General features: G+C 74.9%; 19 protein-coding genes. 9 read left to right on the plus strand and 10 right to left on the minus strand.

Features of this window, described 5'->3' with window-relative positions; genetic code table 11:
- Positions 1–66: 66 nt before the first annotated feature.
- On the minus strand, positions 67–324 hold the full coding sequence (locus ACFP2E_RS15535) for a hypothetical protein (protein ID WP_378523716.1): 258 nt from the start codon (positions 322–324) through the stop codon (positions 67–69).
- A gap of 164 nt (positions 325–488) precedes the next feature.
- Here ACFP2E_RS15535 and ACFP2E_RS15540 point away from each other — a divergent pair, with 164 nt between their 5' ends.
- Both ACFP2E_RS15540 and ACFP2E_RS15545 read left to right on the plus strand, forming a co-directional pair.
- Positions 489–749: a DUF4229 domain-containing protein gene (locus tag ACFP2E_RS15540; RefSeq protein ID WP_378523717.1), complete on the plus strand. Its 261-nt coding sequence runs from the start codon at positions 489–491 to the stop codon at positions 747–749.
- Between the two features lie 27 nt (positions 750–776).
- On the plus strand, positions 777–1,889 hold the full coding sequence (locus tag ACFP2E_RS15545; protein ID WP_378524171.1) for a PLP-dependent cysteine synthase family protein: 1,113 nt from the start codon (positions 777–779) through the stop codon (positions 1,887–1,889).
- A 39-nt stretch (positions 1,890–1,928) separates the two neighbouring features.
- Here the strand turns inward: ACFP2E_RS15545 and ACFP2E_RS15550 are convergent, their stop codons facing one another.
- Both ACFP2E_RS15550 and ACFP2E_RS15555 read right to left on the minus strand, forming a co-directional pair.
- Positions 1,929–2,060 (minus strand): hypothetical protein, encoded by a 132-nt coding sequence (locus tag ACFP2E_RS15550; RefSeq protein WP_378523718.1) that lies wholly within the window; start codon positions 2,058–2,060, stop codon positions 1,929–1,931.
- Positions 2,061–2,099: 39 nt separating this feature from the next.
- Positions 2,100–2,987, minus strand: a complete 888-nt coding sequence (locus tag ACFP2E_RS15555; protein ID WP_378523719.1) for a 1,4-dihydroxy-2-naphthoate polyprenyltransferase — start codon at positions 2,985–2,987, stop codon at positions 2,100–2,102.
- Between the two features lie 83 nt (positions 2,988–3,070).
- Here ACFP2E_RS15555 and ACFP2E_RS15560 point away from each other — a divergent pair, with 83 nt between their 5' ends.
- From ACFP2E_RS15560 to menD, 3 genes are read left to right on the plus strand one after another with little or no spacing between them, the layout of a single operon-like run.
- Entirely contained in the window at positions 3,071–4,111 is a 1,041-nt protein-coding gene (locus tag ACFP2E_RS15560; protein WP_378523720.1) for an AMP-binding protein, read from the plus strand.
- A 32-nt stretch (positions 4,112–4,143) separates the two neighbouring features.
- Positions 4,144–5,097: an o-succinylbenzoate synthase gene (locus ACFP2E_RS15565; RefSeq protein WP_378524172.1), complete on the plus strand. Its 954-nt coding sequence runs from the start codon at positions 4,144–4,146 to the stop codon at positions 5,095–5,097.
- Positions 5,094–6,701 carry a 2-succinyl-5-enolpyruvyl-6-hydroxy-3-cyclohexene-1-carboxylic-acid synthase gene (gene menD / locus ACFP2E_RS15570; protein WP_378523721.1) on the plus strand — a complete coding sequence of 536 codons (1,608 nt, stop codon included), beginning with the start codon at positions 5,094–5,096 and terminating at the stop codon, positions 6,699–6,701. The genes ACFP2E_RS15565 and menD overlap by 4 nt, the downstream gene beginning before the upstream one ends.
- Before the next feature lie 18 nt (positions 6,702–6,719).
- Here the strand turns inward: menD and ACFP2E_RS15575 are convergent, their stop codons facing one another.
- From ACFP2E_RS15575 to cobT, 5 genes are all read right to left on the minus strand, one after another.
- Positions 6,720–7,637 carry an alpha/beta fold hydrolase gene (locus tag ACFP2E_RS15575; RefSeq protein ID WP_378523722.1) on the minus strand — a complete coding sequence of 306 codons (918 nt, stop codon included), beginning with the start codon at positions 7,635–7,637 and terminating at the stop codon, positions 6,720–6,722.
- A 43-nt stretch (positions 7,638–7,680) separates the two neighbouring features.
- A complete protein-coding gene (locus ACFP2E_RS15580; RefSeq protein ID WP_378523723.1) occupies positions 7,681–8,271 on the minus strand; it encodes a TetR/AcrR family transcriptional regulator in 591 nt (196 codons plus the stop codon).
- A 64-nt stretch (positions 8,272–8,335) separates the two neighbouring features.
- Entirely contained in the window at positions 8,336–8,860 is a 525-nt protein-coding gene (locus ACFP2E_RS15585) for a GNAT family N-acetyltransferase (RefSeq protein ID WP_378523724.1), read from the minus strand.
- Positions 8,857–9,474 (minus strand): LysE family transporter, encoded by a 618-nt coding sequence (locus tag ACFP2E_RS15590; protein WP_378523725.1) that lies wholly within the window; start codon positions 9,472–9,474, stop codon positions 8,857–8,859. The genes ACFP2E_RS15585 and ACFP2E_RS15590 overlap by 4 nt, the downstream gene beginning before the upstream one ends.
- Before the next feature lie 53 nt (positions 9,475–9,527).
- Positions 9,528–10,559, minus strand: a complete 1,032-nt coding sequence (gene cobT, locus ACFP2E_RS15595) for a nicotinate-nucleotide--dimethylbenzimidazole phosphoribosyltransferase (protein WP_378523726.1) — start codon at positions 10,557–10,559, stop codon at positions 9,528–9,530.
- 149 nt (positions 10,560–10,708) lie between these two features.
- On the opposite strand from cobT, the gene ACFP2E_RS15600 reads away from it, so the two are divergent.
- On the plus strand, positions 10,709–11,344 hold the full coding sequence (locus ACFP2E_RS15600; RefSeq protein WP_378523727.1) for an MBL fold metallo-hydrolase: 636 nt from the start codon (positions 10,709–10,711) through the stop codon (positions 11,342–11,344).
- A 28-nt stretch (positions 11,345–11,372) separates the two neighbouring features.
- Here ACFP2E_RS15600 and ACFP2E_RS15605 read toward each other — a convergent pair whose 3' ends face one another.
- Both ACFP2E_RS15605 and ACFP2E_RS15610 read right to left on the minus strand, forming a co-directional pair.
- On the minus strand, positions 11,373–12,650 hold the full coding sequence (locus ACFP2E_RS15605; RefSeq protein WP_378523728.1) for an isochorismate synthase MenF: 1,278 nt from the start codon (positions 12,648–12,650) through the stop codon (positions 11,373–11,375).
- 74 nt (positions 12,651–12,724) lie between these two features.
- Positions 12,725–13,825 carry a peptidoglycan-binding protein gene (locus ACFP2E_RS15610; protein ID WP_378523729.1) on the minus strand — a complete coding sequence of 367 codons (1,101 nt, stop codon included), beginning with the start codon at positions 13,823–13,825 and terminating at the stop codon, positions 12,725–12,727.
- A gap of 307 nt (positions 13,826–14,132) precedes the next feature.
- On the opposite strand from ACFP2E_RS15610, the gene ACFP2E_RS15615 reads away from it, so the two are divergent.
- From ACFP2E_RS15615 to ACFP2E_RS15625, 3 genes are all read left to right on the plus strand, one after another.
- A complete protein-coding gene (locus tag ACFP2E_RS15615) occupies positions 14,133–15,155 on the plus strand; it encodes a hypothetical protein (RefSeq protein ID WP_378523730.1) in 1,023 nt (340 codons plus the stop codon).
- Positions 15,156–15,330: 175 nt separating this feature from the next.
- Positions 15,331–16,020 (plus strand): demethylmenaquinone methyltransferase, encoded by a 690-nt coding sequence (locus ACFP2E_RS15620; RefSeq protein ID WP_378523731.1) that lies wholly within the window; start codon positions 15,331–15,333, stop codon positions 16,018–16,020.
- Positions 16,021–16,262: 242 nt separating this feature from the next.
- Positions 16,263–16,622 carry an NADH-quinone oxidoreductase subunit A gene (locus ACFP2E_RS15625; RefSeq protein ID WP_378523732.1) on the plus strand — a complete coding sequence of 120 codons (360 nt, stop codon included), beginning with the start codon at positions 16,263–16,265 and terminating at the stop codon, positions 16,620–16,622.
- The last annotated feature ends 13 nt before the right edge of the window (positions 16,623–16,635 follow it).

The following is a 16,635-nucleotide window of genomic DNA, read 5'->3' on the forward strand; positions in this document are numbered from 1 at the left end:
GCTCGGCGTCGCGCGGGGGTGAACTGCTGGCAGCTCGGCGTCGTGCGGCGGTGAACTGCTGGCAGGTCAGGCGGGGGGAGCGCCCTCGGGGTCCTCGGGCGGCTCCGGCTGCTTCTTGCGGCGGCGCCGGTTCTCCCAGTCGAGGTCGCGCAGGAATTCGGGGTCGTCGTCGGGGGCGACGGTGCGGCGCGGCTGACGCCGCTGGCGCGACTGGGGCCGACCCTGCAGCGACCCGGGTCCGAGCACTCCGCGGCGCTCGACGAGACGGACGGTCAGGTAGACCGCCGCGGCCATGAGCGCGATCACGAACAGGACCTTCAGCACACCTTCAGGGTAGAGGGCCGCTGGTGACCCGGCATGCCCCAGCGCGGGGAGAGGCTGGCCGGCCAGGCGAACGGTGACCAGGGACCCGTGCCCGGGGGACGGAGGTCCCCGCCGACGTGTCCCCGCCGACCGGGCCCTGTCGGCGCCCCGTCTACGCTGGTGTCGTGAAGGAGTTCGCCGTCTACACCGCCATGCGCATCGGCCTCTTCCTGACCTCCCTGGTCGTGGTGGTCGGTGTCTGGATGCTCATCGCGGGCGAGGTGCCGCTGCTGTGGGCCGTGGTCATCGCGTTCGCGGTCTCGGGGGTGGGGTCCTACTTCCTGCTCAACCGCCAGCGCGAGGCGTTCGCGCGTCGCGTCGACGAGCGCGCCCGACGGATGGCCCAGCGCTACGACGAGGCGAAGTCCAAGGAGGACGTCGACTGACATGTCGACGTGCGGGGAGGTCCACTGATGGGGGACGGCTGCTGCCGGGTCGGTGACCACAGCGACGCCGCCGCGCGCGCCTGGCTCAACGAGGCCGTCCGCAAGGTCGAGGCCGACGCCAACCGCTCGGCCGACACCCACCTCCACGTCTTCCCGCTCCCGCCGGAGTGGGGCATCGACCTCTACCTCAAGGACGAGTCGGTCCACCCGACCGGCTCGCTGAAGCACCGGCTCGCCCGGTCGCTCTTCCTCTACGCGCTCTGCAACGGCTGGATCGGCGAGGGAACCACGATCGTGGAGGCCTCCTCCGGGTCCACCGCCGTCTCGGAGGCGTACTTCGCCCGGCTGCTCGGCCTGCCCTTCGTCGCCGTGATGCCGCGCTCGACGTCGCCGGAGAAGATCGAGCTGATCGAGTTCCAGGGCGGCCGCTGCCACCTCGTCGACGACCCCACGACGATCTACGACGAGTCGCGGCGGCTCGCGGCCGAGCTGGGTGGCCACTACATGGACCAGTTCACCTACGCCGAGCGGGCCACGGACTGGCGCGGCAACAACAACATCGCGGAGTCGATCTTCAGCCAGCTCGCCCAGGAGCGGCACCCGGTTCCGGCGTGGGTCGTGGTCGGCGCCGGCACCGGCGGCACCTCCGCCACGATCGGCCGCTTCATCCGCTACCGCCGGTTCGACACCCGGCTGTGCGTGGTCGACCCGGAGAACTCCGCGTTCTTCCCCGGCTGGTCCGACGACGACCCCACGGCCACCGCGTCCGGGTCCCGCATCGAGGGCATCGGTCGCCCGCGCGTGGAGCCGTCGTTCCTGCCGTCGGTGGTCGACTGCATGATCGCGGTTCCCGACGGCGCCTCGATCGCGGCTGCCCGGTGGTGCAGCGCGGTCACCGGCCGGCTGGTGGGCGGCTCCACGGGCACGGCGCTGTGGGGCGCGCTGCGGCTGGTCGCCGGCATGCGCTCGCGCGGCGAGACCGGCTCGGTGGTGACGCTGCTGTGCGACGGCGGCGAGCGCTACACCCACACCTACTACGACGACGCGTGGCTCGACGCGCAGCGCATCGACGTCACGCCGTACGCCGCGACGCTGGAGAAGTTCGCGGCCGACGGCTCATGGGTGGAGCCGACCGCCTGAGCCAACGATCGGTTGAGTCGATCCAGGTCGGGGACCGGGTCAGTCGCGGCCGCCGAGCTGGCGGCGGATCCGGCTCTCGGACTGGCCGAGCACCTTCGCCAGCAGCTGCACCCGCATCTTCCAGGCCACGAACCCGGCGACCAGGATCGCGAGGATGATCACGAACGTCATGCCGTCAGCCTACGTCGGGGACGGTCGTGGGCGCGGCCGTCACGAGGCGGCGACGAGCAGGCCGGCGAAGACCCCGAGCCCGAGCAGCAGCTCGGCGACGCCGGTCTTCTGCAGCACCGGGATCAGCGCCGGACCCCCGGCGCCGCCCGAGACCACGCGGGTGGCGGCGACCGCCGGGCCGGCGTACAGAAGGCCGAGGAGCGCCCACCACGAGGTGGTGGCGGCAAGGCCGACCACGGCGACGCCGGCTGCCCCGACGAGCAGCCCGTAGAAGGCGCGGGTGCGGCTGTCACCGAGCACCACGGCGAGCGTGTGCTTGCCGACCTCCCGGTCGGTGGGGATGTCGCGCAGGTTGTTGGCGACGAGGATCGCGCAGGCGAGGGCGCCGATGCCGACCGCTGCCCACCAGGCGCCGGGCTCCCAGGTCTCGGTCTGGACGTAGGCGGTGCCGACGACGGCGACCACCCCGAAGAACAGGAAGACCATGACCTCGCCGAGGCCGAGGTAGCCGTAGGGCTTGCTGCCGCCGGTGTAGAACCACGCGGCCACGATCGAGACCAGCCCGACCGCGACCAGCCACCACGCGGTGGTCGCCGCGAGCACCAGCCCGGCGACCGCGGCGACGCCGAACGCGAGGAACGCCGCCCGCTTCACCGCCGCCGGCGCGGCGACCCCGGAGCCCACGAGCCGCAGCGGGCCGACCCGCACCTCGTCGGTGCCGCGGATGCCATCGGAGTAGTCGTTGGCGTAGTTGACGCCGACCTGCAGCGCCAGGCTGACGACGAGCGCGAGCAGCGCCTTCCACCACACGGCGCCGGGAGGGCCGTCGGCGTACGCCGCGACGCCGGTGCCGGCGAGGACGGGGGCGACGGCGGCGGGCAGGGTGCGGGGCCGGGCGCCGGCCAGCCACTGGGAGGGGGTAGCCACCGGAGGATTCTGGCAAAGCCCCCGCGGCGGCAGCGACCGAGTTGCCCGCGGGTGGTCGGGACGCGGTGGCTAGCCTTCCTCGCGTGAGCTTCCTGCGGGTCGACGGCGCGGCGCCGGACGTCGTGACCGCGCTGTCGGCGTGGCTCGACGCCCCCGGCGAGCCGGCGCCGCTGATGGTCGAGACCTCGGGCTCGACCGGCCGCCCCAAGCGGGTGGTGCTGTCGCGTCGCGCCGTGCTGGCCTCGGTCGAGGCGAGCGCGCGGCGGCTGGGCACGTCCGGCCGGTGGCTGCTCGCGCTCCCGGCGTCGTACGTCGCGGGGGTGCAGGTGGTCTGCCGCTCGCTGGTCGCGGGGGCGCCGCCGCTGCTGCTCGAGGAGCAGGGCAACGTCGCGGCGGCGGTGGACGCCGGGGCCGAGCTGGTCAGCCTGGTGCCGACCCAGCTCCACCGGCTGCTCGAGGACCCGGCGGAGACGACTGCACTGGCCTCACTGCACACCGTCCTGCTGGGCGGCGGGCCGATCGACCCGGCCCTGCGGGCGCGGGCCGAGGGGGCCGGCGTACGGGTAGTGGCGACGTACGGCTCGGCCGAGACCGCCGGCGGCTGCGTCTACGACGGCCTCCCGCTCGACGGCGTGGCGCTGGCGATCGGGACCGACGGCCGGATCCGCATCGGCGGACCCACCCTGTTCGACGGGTACGACGGCGACCCTGCGCTGACCGCCGAGGTGCTGGTCGACGGCTGGTTCCTGACCTCCGACGCGGGGCGGCTCGACGAGGACGGCCGGCTGCACGTGCTGGGGCGCCTCGACGACGTGGTGGTCAGCGGTGGCGTCAACGTGCCGACGCCCGCGGTCGCGGCGCGGCTGCGCGAGCACCCGGCGGTGCGCGAGGCGGAGGTCGTCGGGGTCCCGGACGAGGAGTGGGGCCACCGCGTGGTGGCCTACGTCGTCGGCGAGCTGTCGCTGGCCGACGTCCGCGACTGGGTGGCGGAGCGGCATCCGCGGTCGTGGGCGCCGCGGGAGGTGGTCGTGATCGACGCGCTGCCGCTGCTGCCGAACGGCAAGGTCGACCGGGTCGCGCTGCGGGGCGGCCGCGGGGACGAACGGCGAGGGGGCGACCGGTGACCGGGCCCGACGTGCGGGTGTTCTCGGTCCGGATGCGGACGCGTTTCCGCGGCATCACGGTCCGCGAGGGCGTTCTGCTGCGCCGGACCCTCCCCTCGGGCGAGCCGGGCTGGGGGGAGTGGAGCCCCTTCCTGGAGTACCCGCCCGAGGTCGCCGAGCCCTGGCTGCGCTGCGCCGAGGAGGCCGCGACCGGCGACTGGCCGGCGCCGATCCGTGAGCGGGTGCCGGTCAACGTGACCGTGCCGGCCGTCGGGCCGGAGCGGGCCCACGCCATCGTCGCCGCCGGCGGCTGCACCACCGCCAAGGTCAAGGTGGCTGAGCCCGGTCAGGCGCTCGGCGACGACGTCGCCCGCCTTGAGGCGGTGCGCGACGCCCTCGGCCCGGCCGGCCGGGTCCGGGTCGACGCCAACGGCGGCTGGGACGTCGACGAGGCGGTCGCGGCGGTGCGCGCGCTCGACCGCGCGGCCGGCGGGCTGGAGTACGTCGAGCAGCCCTGCGCCACGGTCGAGGAGCTCGCCGCGGTGCGCCGGGCGGTCGACGTGCCGGTCGCGGCCGACGAGTCGATCCGGCGGGCGGCCGACCCCTACCGGGTGCGCGACCTCGAGGCCGCCGACGTGGCAGTGCTGAAGGTGCAGCCGCTGGGCGGGGTGCGGGCCTGCCTGCAGATCGCCGAGGACATCGGGCTTCCCGTGGTCGTGTCGTCGGCCCTCGAGACCTCCGTCGGCATCGCCGCCGGTGTCGCGCTGGCGGCCGCGCTGCCCGAGCTGCCGTACGCGTGCGGGTTGGCGACCGTCCAGCTGCTCACCGACGACGTCGCCCGCGCATCGTTGCTGCCCGTCGACGGTGCGCTACCGGTCGGCCCGGTCGGCGGCCCGGCCGTCGACGAGGACGCCCTGGCCAGGCTCGCCGCTCCGCCCGACCGGGTGGCCGCGTGGGAGGCCCGGCTGGCCGAGGTGCGGGCGCTGCGGCAGGATCACCGGTCGTGACCAACCCGTCGACCGAGCTCGCGCGCCGCGTCGTCGAGGCGGCGGTCCGTGCCGGCGTCACCGAGGTGGTGCTGGCCCCGGGGTCGCGCAACGCCCCGCTCGCCTTCGCGGCGTACGACGCGGCGCAGGCCGGGCTGCTGCGGCTGCACACCCGGGTCGACGAGCGCTCGGCGGGCTTCCTCGCGCTCGGGCTGACCAAGGTCGGCGCCCGCGCGGCGGTCGTCTGCACGTCCGGCACCGCCGTCGCGAACCTCCACCCGGCCGTTCTCGAGGCGGCCCACGCCGGGGTGCCGCTGGTCGTCCTGACCGCCGACCGGCCCGCGCGGCTGCGCGGCACCGGCGCCAACCAGACCACCGACCAGGTCGGGATCTTCGGGCCGCTGGTCACCACCACCGACGTCGCGCACGACGCCGGCGGGATCGCGGTCGCCGACGGTCCCGGCCCGGTCCACCTCAACGTCAGGCTCGACGAGCCGCTCGTCCCCGAGGGCCGCTGGACCCCCGACGTCGAGCGCCCGACGGAGCCCCCCGCCCCCGCGAGCGGGCAGGGCTGGCCCGCCGAGGTGGCGGAGCTGGCCCTGCGAGGTGGCGCGGACGCGCCCCGGACCGTGGTCGTCGCCGGCGACGACGCCGGCCCGCCGGCGCGGATCCTCGCCGAGCACGGCAACTGGCCGCTGCTGGCCGAGCCCACCAGCGGCTCCCGCACCGGCGGCCACGCGCTGCGCTGCTACCGGCTGCTCCTCGACGGCGACCTCGGCCGCCGCATCGAGCGGGTGGTGGTGATGGGCCACCCGACACTGTCGCGTCCAGTCACCCGACTGCTCGGCCGCGACAGTGTCGAGGTGCTCGCCGGACCCGCGCCCGGGGTGTGGGCCGACCGCCCGTTCCGGGTCGACGCGACCTTCGAACGGGCCACGGTCGACGCTGACGACACCAGCGGCTGGATGGAGGAGTGGCGCACTGCCGACGCCTCGCTGGCCCGCCAGCTCGACGCGCTGCTCGCCCGCGAGGGCACCACGCCGCACGGCGTCGCCGGCGTCGTGAGCCGCGCCGTACCTCCCGGCGGGCTGTTGTACGTCGGCGCCTCCAGCCCGATCCGCGACCTCGACCTGATGGTCGCCCGCTACGCCGTCGGCGACCGGCGCAAGGTGGTGGCCAACCGCGGCCTCTCCGGCATCGACGGCGTCGTCTCGTCCGCGATCGGCGCCGCGCTCGGGCGCCCCCGGAGCAGCCGCAGCATCGCGCTGCTCGGCGACGTGACGTTCCTGCACGACAGCAACGGCCTCGTGCTCGGCCCCGACGAGCCGCGCCCCGACCTGACCATCGTGGTCGTCAACGACGACGGTGGGTCGATCTTCGCGATGCTCGAGCAGGGGGACGCGCCGTTCGCCGATCGCTTCGACCGGCTCTTCGGCACGCCGCACGGCGTCGACGTCGCGAGCCTGTGCGCGGCGACCCGGACGCCCCACTGGCGGGTGGAGTCGCTGGTCGAGCTCGAGCACGCGCTCGGCTCGCCGAACGGCGGCCTGGAGGTGGTCGAGGTCGCGGTGAGGCGCGACAACCGCCGCGACCTCGACCAGCGGATCCGGTCGCTGCGTCCCTGAGGCCGGCCCCGGCGAAGGTCAGGCGACCGCTTCGTCCCGCGCGCCGACGACGAAGCCGACCACCTCGGCCACCACCGCCGGGTCGCGCAGGATCCGGCGGTGGCCGAGACCCTCGGTCGTGACCAGCCGGGCGTCCGGCAGGGCGGCTGCGAGCCGCTCGACCGCGGCGTACGGCGCCTGCCGGTCGCCCGGGTCGGCGACGACGAGCGTCGGCAGCGGGTCGGTGTGGCGAGCCTGGACGACGGCGTCGAACTCCTCGAGGGGAACGCCCACGAAGCGCTCGACCTCCCGGTCGAACGCGCGCCGGGTGCGGGCGCCGAAGCCCACCGCCTGCTGGAACATGTCCAGCAGCGGGACGGTCTCGACCATCGGCGCGACGAGCACCAGCCGCCCGCTGCCGAGCCAGCCGAACCGGAGCGCCAGGTAGGTCGCGATCGCGCCCATCGAGTGCGCGACCACGGCCTCCGCCGGGCCGAACCGGGCGAACACCGCGTCGAGGGCGTGCCCGATCTCGACGCCGTGGGTGAGCCGGCGGCCGTACTGTCCGGGGTCGGAGTCGCCGTGGGAGAGGGCGTCGTACAGCACGACCCGGTGCCCGGTGGCGACCAGCGGCTCGACGAACGAGGAGAGCTGGCTGCCGCGGCCGCCCCAGCCGTGGACGAGGTAGACGACCGGCGCGTCGGCCTCGCCCTCGTCTGCGCCGCGGGGCGTGAAGACGGTGCCGCGCACCGTGGCGCCCCGCACCTCGACGGCGAAGGACTCGCCACCGGTGGGCAGCGCCGCCGCCGGCTCGACCGGCGGCACGCGGAACCACAGGTCCCGCAGCGACCGTGCCGCGCGGCCGGGGGCGGCGACGTCGAGGGCTCGCAGTGACGCGCGCTGCAGCGCGCGGCGGGCACGAACGATCGTGCTTTTCTGAGTGGAGGGAGCGGTCATGGTGGTGGTGCCTTTCGGGGGTTCTCGGTGGAGCGGGGAGCGGTCAGTGCGCCCGAGCGCGGTCGAGGAGCGCCTCGAAGGAGACGCGCGCCCGGTCGGCGGCGCGCTCGTCGCGCAGCAGCCGGGCGAAGTGGTTGTAGGCGAGGGTGATCGCCTGGAAGTCGAACGCGAACTGCTGCACGTCGAGGTCGGCGCGGAAGTCGCCGGCGCTCACCGCGGCCCCCGCCATGATCGCGATCGAGTCGACCCAGTCGTCCTGGTCGCGTGCGAGCGCGTCGCGCATCGGGCCTGGCTGGTCGTCGAACTCCACGGAGCCGGCGATGAAGATGCAGCCGCCGGGGACGACCTCGGTCTCCCACACGAGCCACCGGTCGAAGAGCTCGCGCAGCCGCTTCTCGCCGCGGGGAACCTCGAGCGCCGGCCGGACCGTGGTGTCGATGAACCGCTGGCGGCCGTGCGCGAGCGTCTGGAGCTGGAGCTGCTCCTTGGAGCGGAAGTGGGCGAAGAGCCCGCTCTTGCTCATCCCGGTCTGCTCGGCGAGGACGCCGATCGTCAGGCCGTCGAACCCGACGCGCGACGCCAGGTCGAGCGCCTCGTCGAGGATCGCCCGCCGGGTGTCGTCGCCCTTGGTCATGCACCAAGAATAGAACGGTCGTGCTATTCGCGGCAATCGGATTGCGGCGTGGTCCAGTCGGGCGTCAGCCGCCGCGACGCATCCGAACGTCCCGGCCCTCCGGCCCCTCCACGGTGGCGCCGTCCGCGCGGAACCCCTGGCGCTCGTAGAACGCGACCGCCCGCTCGTTGCCCGCCAGCACCCAGAGGTACGCCGCCCGGTCGCCGAGCGCGGCCGTCAGCAGCGCGTGGCCGACACCGCGCCCCCACCAGGCGGCCCGCACGTAGAGCGCGTAGAGCTCCTCGGGGGCGGGGGCGTCCTCGTCCCGGGCCGGGCCGCTGCTCGCGAAGCCCACCAGCCGCATCCCACCCCGCCCGTCCGGCGCCTCCGCGACCAGGGGGCTGCGGCCGCTCGCCAGGATCGCCCGCCACTGCTCGACCCGCGCCGCGCGGTCGACCCGCCGCTGCGCGAGCAGGTCGGCGGGCACCAGCCCGGCGTACGCGTCGTCCCAGCAGTCGAGGTGGAGGTCGGTCAGCCGCTCCGCGTCGTCGGTGGTGGCCCCGCGGAGGACGGCTGCCCCGCGATCGTCCGGCCGGTCGGCCGCGGTCACCGCAGCACCGTGTGGACGGCGAGCCCGGCGATGACGGCCGCGGAGACGAGCCCGGTGGCGAGTCGGCCGCGCGGGGTGGTCAGCGCCCGGCCGAGGCCGGCCCCGCCGCCGGCCAGGGCGAGCTGCCAGGAGGCGGAGGCGGCGAACGCCGCCACGACGAAGACGGTCGCCTCGGCCGGCCCCGCGACGAGGGCGCGGTTGGCGAGCACGATCGCGGCGAAGTAGACGACCGTGGTCGGGTTCACCGCGGTGAGCCCGAGGAACAGCCCGTAGGCGCGACCGGGGCCCAGCGTCGGCGTGCGGCCCGGAGCCGGACCACGCTGGGCGCGGGCCACCGCGTGCCAGGCGGTGAGCGCGGCGATCACCAGCAGCACCGCCGCCGAGACGAGCCGCAGCGGCTCGGCGACCGGCGCCAGCAGTGCGGCGGCCGCGGCACCACCGAGCACCGCGACGGTGGCGTAGGCCCCGTCGACCGTGGCGATGCCGAGTGCCGCCGAGGCCCCGACGCGCCAGGAGGTGCGGGCCGTCACCGAGACCAGCAGCACGCCGACTGCGCCGATCGGCACGGCGATCGCCCACCCCGTGACGAGTCCGGAGAGTGCGGCGTCGAGCATTCCGTGATTGTGTTCGAGCGGCCGGTCCGGCCGCACCCGGATATCAGTGGGAGTCAGCCGGTGGCGAGCTCGGAGAGCAGCGCGACGTCGCGCAGCAGCCGGCCGGCGCTGCGCAGCATCGGGACGGCCGCGACCGCGCCGCTGCCGTCCCCGACGCGCAGGTCGAGGTCGAGCACGGGCTCCAGCCCCAGCCGGGCCAGTGCGAACGACTGGGCGGGCTCGGTGGAGCGGTGGCCGGCGACGAACCAGGCGGCCGCGCCCGGCCGCATCCGGTCGGCGAGCATCGCGCACGCCACGGAGACCAGCCCGTCGAGCAGCACCGGGACGCCGGCCTCCGCCGCGGTGGCGAGGAAGCCGGTCGTGGCCGCGAGATCGGGGCCGCCGAGCGCGGCCAGCGCGTCGACCGGGTCGTGGGCGCGGCCGCCCGCCCGGACCAGCGCCCGGTCGATGATCTTCGTCCGCCGGGCCGCCGCGACCTCGTCGGCGCCGGTGCCGCGGCTGGCCACCTCGTAGCCGGGGAGCCCCAGCAGGGCGCCGACCAGCGCCGCGGCGGGCGTGCTGTTGCCGACCCCGAGGTCGCCGGTCAGCAGCAGCTGTGCGCCCCCGGCGATCTCGTCGAGGGCGGCCGCCGAGCCCGCGGCGAGCGCCTTGCGGGTCTCCATCGGCGTCATCGCGTCCTCGAGGTGGATCGGCCGGGTGCCGCGACGCACCTTGAACCGGCGTACGGCGAGGGGCAGGTCGTCGAGGTCGGCGTCGACGCCGAGGTCCAGCACGCGGAGCCGGACGCCGTTCTCGGCCGCCAGCGCGTTCACCGCCGCCCGGCCCTGGACCATGGTGCGCACCATCGCCGCGGTCAGCGCGGGCGGGTACGCGGAGACGCCGTGGCGGGCGACGCCGTGGTCGCCGGCGAAGACGACCAGCCGGACGTTGCCGAGGTGGCGGGGCGGGACCTGGCCCTGGACCGACGAGAGCCAGACGGCGAGGTCGCCGAGGCGGCCGAGGGACCCGGCCGGTGCGGCGAGGGCCCGCAGACGGGCCTGGGCGGCGGACCGGGACGAGGCCGACGGTGGCGAGACGCGGGCCATGGTGCTTCCTCCGAGACGTGGTGCGCCAGGCCGGCGGTCGGGCCGGTCGCGGGCGGCGTCAGGGTACCAAGCGGCGCCGTCCCCGCCGAGGTCGGGAGCCTGCCTGCGCGACGCTGCCGCGGAGCCGGAAACCGCTCTACGGTGGGAACATGCGCATCACGAAGTTCGGCCACGCGTGCGTCCGCATCGAGCACGACGGGGTCGCCGTTGTGATCGACCCCGGTGTCTTCACGGAGCGGGAGGCCGTCGACGGCGCGGACGCGGTGCTGATCACCCACGAGCACCCCGACCACTACCTGCCGGACCACCTGCGCGCCACCGACGCCCCGGTGCTCACCATCGCCGACGTCGCCGCCCGGATCCGCGAGGACGCCCCCGACGTGGCCGAGCGGGTCACCGTGGTCGCGCCCGGCGAGGAGCTGGTCGCGGGGATGCCGGTGCGGGTGGTCGGCGAGCTTCACGCGGTGATCCACCCCGAGCTCCGGCGCTTCCACAACAGCGGGTACGTCGTGACCGCCGGCGAGCAGCGGGTCTACCACCCGGGGGACGCGCTGACGCCGCCCGGCGAGGCCGTCGACGTGCTGTGCGTGCCGGTGTGCGCGCCGTGGATGCGCGCGGCCGAGGCCATCGACTTCGCCCGGGAGGTGCGGGCGTCCCGCAACCTCGCCATCCACGACCGGGTCTACTCCGAGGCGGGGCTCGGGATCGTCGACGGGCACATGAACACGTTCCTGCCGAAGGAGGGACTGGCCTACGCCCGGATCCCCGACGGCGCCGACCTCTGAGCGCCCCTGGTGGCGCGGTCCGCGGGGCTCAGGAGCCGCCGAGGGCGTCGCGCACCGGCACGAACTTCGCCTGCGACTCGGCCAGCTCAGCCTCCGGGTCGGAGTCGCCGACGATGCCGCAGCCGGCGTAGAGCCGCACCGAGCTGCCCTCGACGTGGGCCGACCGCAGCGCCAGGCCCCACTCGCCGTCGCCGGCGGCGTCCATCCAGCCGACCGGGCCGGCGTAACGGCCGCGGTCGAGCTGCTCGATCTCCGTGATGAGCGCGGTCGCGACCGGCGTCGGGGTGCCGCCGACGGCGGCCGACGGGTGGAGCGCCTCGGCCAGCTGCAGCGACGACACCTCGCCGGCGTCGTGGACCACGCCGGCCACGTCCGTCGCCAGGTGCATCACGTTCGGCAGGTGCAGCACGAACGGCGCCTCGGGCACGTTCATCGACGAGCAGTGCGGCTCGAGCGCGTCGGCGACCGAGCGGACGGCGTACTCGTGCTCCTCGAGGTCCTTGGAGGAGCGGGCGAGCGCCGCCGCGAGGGCGAGGTCGCGCTCGTCGTGACCGGTACGCCGGATGGTGCCGGCGAGCACGCGGGAGGTGACCAGGCCGCGCTCGCGACGGACCAGCATCTCCGGGGTGGCGCCGAACATGCCGTCGACGTGGAACGTCCAGCACATGGGGTAGTCCTCGGCCAGCCGGCGCAGCGGCCAGCGGACGTCGACCGGCCCTGCGGCGGTGGCGACGAGGTCACGCGCCAGGACGACCTTCTCGAGGTCGCCGCGGCCGATCCGGGCCACCGCGTCCGCCACCACGGACATCCACTGCTCGCCGTTGAGCGAGCCGTCGGCGAAGCTCACCTCGCCGGGCGGCGTGGGCGGCTCCGCCACGCTGAGCGCCTGCCGGCGGTCGGGCATGGCGAGCCCGCCGCGCGCGATCGTGGTGAGCCAGGCGGTGCGGCCGCGACGGCCGACGACCACCTGCGGCACCGTCAGCACCGAGTCGCCGGGCTCGTCGGCGAACGCGAAGGAGCCGAAGCAGACCAGGCCGGTGCCGGGCTCGGCGACCTCGTCGCGGACCACGGCGTGCGCGGTCGCCTGCGACCACCACGCGTCGGCGTCGGCGAACCGGCCGGGGCCGGACGTGCGGATGCGAGCGGCGACGCCCCAGCCGACCAGCCCCTCACCCCGGCGCAGCCAGCTGACCGGCTCGTCGTCGGGCAGCAGGTCCAGCAGCGCCGCGGCCTCGTCGAGGTCGAGGGGGACGGTGCGCGCGACGAGGGGACTGGCCTGTCCCGCCGGGGTCGCGCTGGTCGTCACGAGGCGCCAGCCTACGCCCGCGGTCCCAACGCCCCGCGACCGGAGACCGCCCCCGGACGCGGGGTCGACCCGGGTCAGGACCAGTAGACGACCACCCGGTCCCCGATCCGGACCTCGTCGAAGAGCGCGGCGATGCCCGCGTAGTCGCGGACGTTGACGCACCCGTGGGAGGCGCCGCTGTAGCCGACCGACGCGAAGTCGGGGGAGTAGTGCACCGCCTGGCCGCCCGAGAAGAACATCGCGAAGGGCATCGAGGTGTCGTAGAGGCTCGAGACGTGGTCGCGGGACTTGGCGAACACGCTGAACGCGCCCTCACGCGTCGGCATCTCGTCGGAGCCGAACCGGACGTCGAAGGTCCGCAGCACGCGGCCGTCGACGACCCAGCGCAGGCTGTTGGTGGACTTGTCGACGCACAGCACCCGGCCGGTGGTGCAGCGCGGGTCGAGGCCGCCGGGCTTCGGCACGATGTTGTGCATCTGCTCGTACGTCGGCGCGACCGTCATGGCGTGCAGCCGGTCGAGGGTGCGCTGGTCGACCTCGCCGGTCACCGGGATCTCCCGCTTGGCCTGGAAGCCGCGGACGGCCGCCACCGTGGTCGGGTCGAACGTGCCGGTGACGTCGCCGCTGATCCAGGCGATCGCCTTCAGGCGGGCCTGCAGGTCGCGGACCTCGGGACCGGTGTCGCCGGCGCCGAGCAGCCGCGGCCCGGGGTGGAGCACGTTGAGCAGCTGGTCGCGGGTCGGCCGCTGGGTCATCGCCACCAGCCGGCGCCAGGTCCGCTCGTCGGTGACGCCCGACGCCCTGAACCCGCGCTTGGCCTGGAAGCCGGCGACCGCGTCGCGGGTCGCCGCGTCGTACCGGCCGGTGGTGAGCTCGGGGAACCACGCGAGCTGGAACAGCCGCGACTGCAGCTCACGCACCTTCTTGCCGCGGTCGCCCGGGCGGAGCTCGAACGGCTCCGGGTCGGGCTCCGGCTCGGGCTCCGGGCTGGCGGTCGGGGTGGGGTCCGCGCCGGGTCGGTCGACGGCTCGGTCGCCGGGGGAGGAGTCCGGGTCCTGCGCTGCCGCTGCGCTGCGCTCCTCCTGGTAGGCGAGTGCGAGCCCGACGCCGTACGCCGCCGTGCACAGCAGGGCGGTCACGACCAGCGTCGTCAGGGCGATCCGCAGCGCCTTCATCGCGTCTCCCGGTGGGTGGGTTCTTCCAGTGTCACGACGAAGACGCGAAGGTCGAGCATTTGGTTGCGCCTGTCGACGGTCGTGACCGGTCCGTGACCTTGGGGGCGTCCGGGGGGCGTCGCGATCCCCGGCTATCCGGGGATTCGTGGTGTCCGTGTGCGCATCCGCAGGGTGAAGGGGCTCCAGGACCTGCACCTGCGCACAACTCGGGCCAGGCGCGGTCCCCAACCCACCTCCGCCGGGTTGTCGGTCCACAGCCGAAACCGGACGGCGGGCGCAGCGCCGCGAGTCGACGCAGGGTCGGACCATGGAACCGCACCCTCTGGTCCACCCGGTCCGGATCGACTCCCGCGGCAAGGAGGGCCCGACACGGGGTCAGGCAGCCGGGCCCCGGTGGCGCCAGAGCTCCCACGGTCTCTACGTCCCCGCGGACGTGGACCCGTCGAGCCCCCGGCAGCGCGTCGCCGAGCAGGCGGCCAGGCTCGGCCCGGCCGGCGCGGTGACCGGCTGGGCGGCACTGCTGCTCCTCGGCGGCGACTTCTTCGACGGGCTGGAGCGGGACGGGCGCACCCGACGCCCGGTCGCCCTGGTGGATCCGGGTCGCCACCTCAGGCCCAGCGTGGAGAGTGCCCCGCGGCGCGACCGGCTCGCCGAGGACGAGCGGACCCGCCGACACGGCATCTCGTGCACGACCCCCGAGCGGGCCCTCTTCGACGAGATGCGCGCCCTGCCGCTGCGCGACGCCGTGGTCGCGTGCGACATGGCGGCTCACGCCGAGCTCACCTCCATCGCCCGCATGACGGCATTCCTGGCAGCGCATCGCGGCTGGGACGGATCGCCTGTCGTCGACAGCGCGCTCCTGCTCGCCTCCGAGCACAGCCGCTCGCGACCGGAGACCGACATGCGACTGGTCTGGGAGGTCGACGCAGGGTTCGGCCGGCCGCTGTGCAACCGGCCGGTCTTCTCCCGCGGCGGCCTCCTGCTCGGCGTACCCGACCTTCTCGACCCGCGGCTGGGCGTGGTCGGTGAGTACGACGGTGCCGACCACCGCCAGGACGACCGGCGGTTCCGGGACCTGGGGCGGGAGCAGGCGTTCCGCGAGCACGGGCTGGAGTGCTTCACGCTCGTGGGCGGTGACCTGCAGGACCGCGAGCGCGCGGTCGCGCGTATGCGCGCCACCCGGGAACGGGCGCTGGCCACGGAGTGGCTGCGGCCCGACGACTGGACCCTCGAGCCCCCACCGGGCTGGCACCACTTCCACGACGAGATCCTGCTCGACCACCGGCTCGACGCGCGCGACCTCGCGCGGCTCGACCGCGAGGCGGGCTGACCCCCCTGCCCGCCGCCGGCAGCTGAGTTGTGCGCAACCGCAGGTCCCTGGCCCCTTCGAACCTGCGCTTGCGCACGCGGGCACCACGAATCCCCGGATATCCGGGGATCGCGACCCGGGGCCCGGCCCAACCCGCACCGACCACCCCCAGACACGCCCCCACTACGCTTCCCGCGTGGTCCGTGCACAGCTCGACAAGCAGCCCGCCGACGTCCGCCGCATGTTCGACGCGGTGGCGAGGCGGTACGACGTCACCAACGACGTGCTGTCGCTGGGGCAGGACCGGCGGTGGCGCCGCGAGGTGCTCGCAGCGGTCGACCCGCTGCCGGGCGAGCGGGTGCTCGACCTGGCGGCCGGCACCGGCACCTCCAGCGAGCCGTTCCTCGAGCGCGGCGCCACGGTCGTCCCGTGCGACTTCTCCCTCGGCATGCTGCAGGTCGGCAAGCAGGCCCGGCCGCACCTGCCGTTCACGGCGGGCGACGGCACCCGGCTGCCCTTCGCCGACGGCACCTTCGACGCGGTGACGATCTCGTTCGGGCTGCGCAACATCGTCGACCCGGCCGCCGGGCTGCGGGAGATGCGCCGGGTCACCCGGCAGGGCGGCCGGATCGTGGTGTGCGAGTTCAGCCACCCGACCAACCCGGCGTTCCGGACCGTCTACCTCGAGTACCTCATGAAGGCGCTGCCCGCGATCTCGCGCACCGTCTCCTCCGCCCCGGACGCCTATGTCTACCTAGCCGAGTCGATCCGCGCCTGGCCCGACCAGGCCGGGCTCGCCGCGATGATGGCGGAGGCCGGCTGGCGCGCCCCCGAGTGGCGCAACCTGTCCGGCGGCATCGTCGCGCTCCACCGCGCCTTCGCCTGAGGCGCACGCGACCCAATTACGCAACCTCCGGCTGCCCTAAATCTGCAGGTCAGTGGGGGTTTCGGGTCGCGTCCGGACCCACCCACCCCCGGGGTGCGCTGGCTCACACCGACCCCTAGACTGTGTCCCGCGCCACTTAGTGAAGTCCTTCACAAGGTCACAAGGCCCGCCATGGCGCGGGTTCCGCGGCCCCGACGGGGTCACGGCGTGACGGGCGCGCAGCGAGACGAAGGGACACAGGGATGGAGCTCTACGCACCGGTCGCGGTGTTGGCCCTTCTCGCGGCGGGGTTCGCGGTCTTCTCCGTGATCATGAGTGCCGCCGTGGGCCCCAAGCGCTACAACCGGGCCAAGCTGGACTCCTACGAGTGCGGCATCGAGCCCACGCCGCAGGCGCTCGGCGGCGGGCGCTTCCCCGTGAAGTACTACACGGTCGCGATGACCTTCATCATCTTCGACGTCGAGATCATGTTCCTCGTCCCGTGGGCGGTCCACTTCGACCAGCTCCACTGGTTCGGCCTGGTCGCCGTCGTCCTCTTCCTCTTCAACATCACCATCGCCTACGCCTACGAGTGGCGGCGCGGTGGGCTCGACTGGGACTGACCGAGGGACTGAT

Origin of the sequence: Nocardioides sp. GCM10027114 (assembly GCF_042659625.1) — a bacterium.
Classification (GTDB): Bacteria; Actinomycetota; Actinomycetes; order Propionibacteriales; family Nocardioidaceae; genus Nocardioides.